A 3,548-nucleotide genomic window follows, 5' to 3' on the forward strand; every position below is an offset into this window, starting at 1 on the left:
TTTTCCTTTTTTAATTTACTGAAGTCGTCAAAATCAATCTTTTCATCCAGAAAATACTTTCTTGCCTTTGAAATAAGAAGCTCTTGCTTTGATATGTCATTCTCTATTTTCTTACGCTCATCTGTATATTCTCTTCGACGAGTAAAAATGTTTTCATCCTCCAGTACAAGATCAAAGAGTTCATTTACTTCAGATCGTAGGTATAGTTTCTTTAATTTTTCTTCATAACTGTTATTCAACATATCGGCCCTGAATCTACCCTTGCACTTGTATGTTGTACAATGATAGTAAGGATATTTTCCACCGTGCCTCCCTTTTGATACACTACCTGTCAATTTGCGACCACACCAGGGACAGTTTATAAATGTTCTTAGGGGAAATATTGATTTTAATTCATCTTTCTTCGTTCTTTTGTTGCAGTCTTTATTTATTATAAGCTGAACCTGCTGGAATAAACTTTCTGAGATCAAAGAGTCATGAATGGCCCTTACAAAATACCTTTCTTCATTCCTATTTTCCGGGATCCAAATGATTCCACAGTATATGGGATTGTGTACAAGCCTCCAAAAGTTATTCTTGCCACATTGTAATCCCTTCACACAAGCCATTCTTCGAACCTGGGCGATCGTAAATATTCCTTTTGCTAATTGCTCAAACGACCATTTTATAAGATCAGCTTCTGGTTGTTTGGGGATAATGTATTTTTTACCATCGGTATCTGTTCGGTTTGCGTAACCTATAGGTGCTTTTCCTGGCCATCGCCCCATTTTTTTTGCCCTCCGAATACCATCTGAGGTTGTTAATCCACGCCTGCTGTTCTCAGCCTCAGGTATCGATAAATAAACAGCAAGCATAACGATACTTTCAGGCACCTCCAAATCGATCGGTTGATCTATCGCCATAGGCTGAACATTCAAACCTCTTAACATTCTTATCATTTGGTAAGCGTATTCAATGTTCCTACTAAAGCGATCCCATTTTATGAATAAGATATTTTCATTCGGCCTATGTTTATTATTCCGGATTTTTTTAATGAGCTTTTTCCATTCGGGACGGTTAAAGTCCTTTGCAGAATAATCTTCACGGAAAATTCCCTTAATTTGAATGCCATTTATTTCGCAGTGTTTTATAAGGCGATCTTCTTGTTCTTCAAGAGAATTACCTTTTCTTTTTTGTTCATCGGTGCTTACCCGACAGTATAAATAGGCTAACTTCATTGTAATGATTTTTTCATTACTAATTTCGGCTATATGATTGTAAGTTGTCTTTAATGTTACATATTGGCGCCTCTATTTCTTTTGCCGTATAAACAAAGGTTTTGTAAGTCTATATTTTATAATAGTAATGACTGGTTAAGGTTTATATAATATTGATTACGATCAAGTGTATATGTTAAGCTAAAAACATTGGTTTATTAGTATCTTTAAAAGAAGCAAACAATAATTATGTTATGCAGCTAGATATAGGAGTTGAAAGAGATCATATTGAGTCTCATACAAAAGCCAGCGGGGTTAATGCACTTTCGGAATTAATATGGAACTCATTGGACGCGGACGCGACCCAGATTGAGATCGAATACAAAAGCACTTCACTAGGAGGTTATGAATATATTAGGGTAAGCGATAATGGGCACGGATTGACCTACGAAAAAGCGAAAGATGTTTTTTCAAGACTGGGTGGTTCAGAAAAAAAGGTAAGGACTAAAAGTCCCGGAGGTCGACCTTATCATGGTAAAGAAGGCAAAGGAAGATATAAAAGCCTTGCCTTGGGAGATATAGTCGAGTTTCAAAGCATTTATAAGAACGGTGAAACGTTTTCAAAATTCACCGCCACTATTGACCGCAATCAGCTTTCCAAAACAGAAATTTCAGATATCAAACAACTGCCTAAAAGCAAAACCTGGCAAAGTGGGTTTCAAATTACAATCAGTAATACAGAACCGAAGAATATAGACCACGCAGTCTTGTGGGAAAACCGGAAAGAATACGAAGAAAAATTTGCATCTTACTGGATTGTTAACAAGAAGCGCTTAAAAGGGGATTACTTGTCCTAACAGAAGCATTTGGAAAAAGTATTCAAGACTTGATTTTTTATCGGTTAGAAAATAGTACGCTCGAAGAAGAACTGCGTGTTTCCCTTCAGCAAGTTATTGATCAGCAGGAGCTTACCCATAAACAGAAAAGTACATGCAGGGAATTCGATCCTTATTTAAATGAACTGGAATTTATTGAATATTTTTTCCAGCTCGAACATGAGAAAAATTCGGAGCAAATGGAACTGGTTGAGGCGAAAAGCATTTTAGCGGATTTCGGCCAAAGAGTAAGCGTTATTCGCGCCCTGACGGTACGTTGGTATTTGTATGGGCATAAAATAAACCATATTATTGCACCCGTTCCCGGAAATGTTGATGTGTTTTTGCAGCATTTATCGTTCAAGAATAATTTTTACTGTTATAGGCCATTTAATGACACAACCAGACACTATAGCTAAATCTTTCAGAATAGAACTTAAAACGGAGATACCTTACTGGTTAATAATACTTCCTTCCCTATTTCTGTTAGGTATTATAACTAAACCAGAATTCATTATGGTTTGGCCGTTCGCCCTTCTTCTAACAGTCGTTTTGCTCTTCTATTCTGCGTCGACCTTTAGGCTTACCTCGATTGACATTAACAAAGGAGAAGCCATCTTAACAGAAACAAACCTTTTGAAAAGTAAAAGGATTAAAAGTTATCCGGTAAGGGATTTACAATTCACTTATAAAATAGGCAAGCCTGGCTTGCGCCACAGGGTAGTCAATATTTGCCGACTTTATCTAAAAGACAAAGAAGTCGCTTCAATTATTCCTGACCACGACGGGTGGACAGATGACACAGTAAATGACCTTGCTAAAGGGTTGGCAAGTTTAGGCGTAGCAAAGAAATTTATTGGATACGGTAGTAAGGACGCTGAAATAAACGGCCTATAACATTGTGTTCATGAAATAGCGGCTTGACAGCATGTTCATCAACTCATTATCCAACTTCGTATTAAAAGTGAAACCGGAGAAATGTTAATGCCACTACTTCACGAACAATCGTTCCGTTACCGCATTAATAACTACCTTATAACATGGACGAACAATTAGTAAGGATTAAAAACAAAATAAAACAACCCGGGGCGTTTGATAAAGGCTGTAGTTTATTGGATCCAATAAACACCAGTATAAGCTCAACCCGACAAGACCAATCGAAAAAGTGCACCAGTTTGAGTTGACGCACCAAATCGCTTTGCCGACGAGGGGCCGGGCCTTTTTATGGACTTGAGCCGATCGAAAATTCGCTGACCCTGAATTTACAGTGGACACTTCAACTGAGAGAAGTCTTGGTACAATGTACAGGTGTTATTTTGCATTACGATTTTAATTTTTCAGAAAATGAAATGGTGTTCGATATTGTTTTCCTGATTAGTACATTTGCCTTAGATTGAACAGGGCAAATCATGATTGATTCTAGGCAGTTTTTATTTGACCTATAAACGATAAAAAGGAGAAGAGTGCTGCGATAGAA

General features: G+C 37.3%; 3 protein-coding genes. 2 read left to right on the forward strand and 1 reads right to left on the reverse strand.

The genetic code is table 11. The features are described from left to right. On the reverse strand, nucleotides 1–1,217 hold a 1,217-nt coding region (locus A4R26_RS04700), incomplete at its 3' end, for a recombinase family protein (protein ID WP_081161364.1). 233 nt (nucleotides 1,218–1,450) lie between these two features. On the opposite strand from A4R26_RS04700, the gene A4R26_RS04705 reads away from it, so the two are divergent. Then, complete coding sequence (locus A4R26_RS04705) at nucleotides 1,451–2,053, forward strand: ATP-binding protein (protein WP_081161368.1); 603 nt, start codon at nucleotides 1,451–1,453, stop codon at nucleotides 2,051–2,053. A 411-nt stretch (nucleotides 2,054–2,464) separates the two neighbouring features. Then, nucleotides 2,465–2,968 (forward strand): hypothetical protein, encoded by a 504-nt coding sequence (locus A4R26_RS04715; protein ID WP_081161377.1) that lies wholly within the window; start codon nucleotides 2,465–2,467, stop codon nucleotides 2,966–2,968. The last annotated feature ends 580 nt before the right edge of the window (nucleotides 2,969–3,548 follow it).

This window comes from Niastella populi (assembly GCF_002078015.1).
Classification (GTDB): domain Bacteria; phylum Bacteroidota; class Bacteroidia; order Chitinophagales; family Chitinophagaceae; genus Niastella; species Niastella populi.

What these genes read in the sequence shown, in the direction of transcription:
- A4R26_RS04705 (WP_081161368.1), top strand. Translation starts at nt 1,451, where the DNA reads ATGCAGCTAGATATAGGAGTTGAAAGAGATCATATTGAGTCTCATACA.
- A4R26_RS04715 (WP_081161377.1), top strand. Translation starts at nt 2,465, where the DNA reads ATGACACAACCAGACACTATAGCTAAATCTTTCAGAATAGAACTTAAA.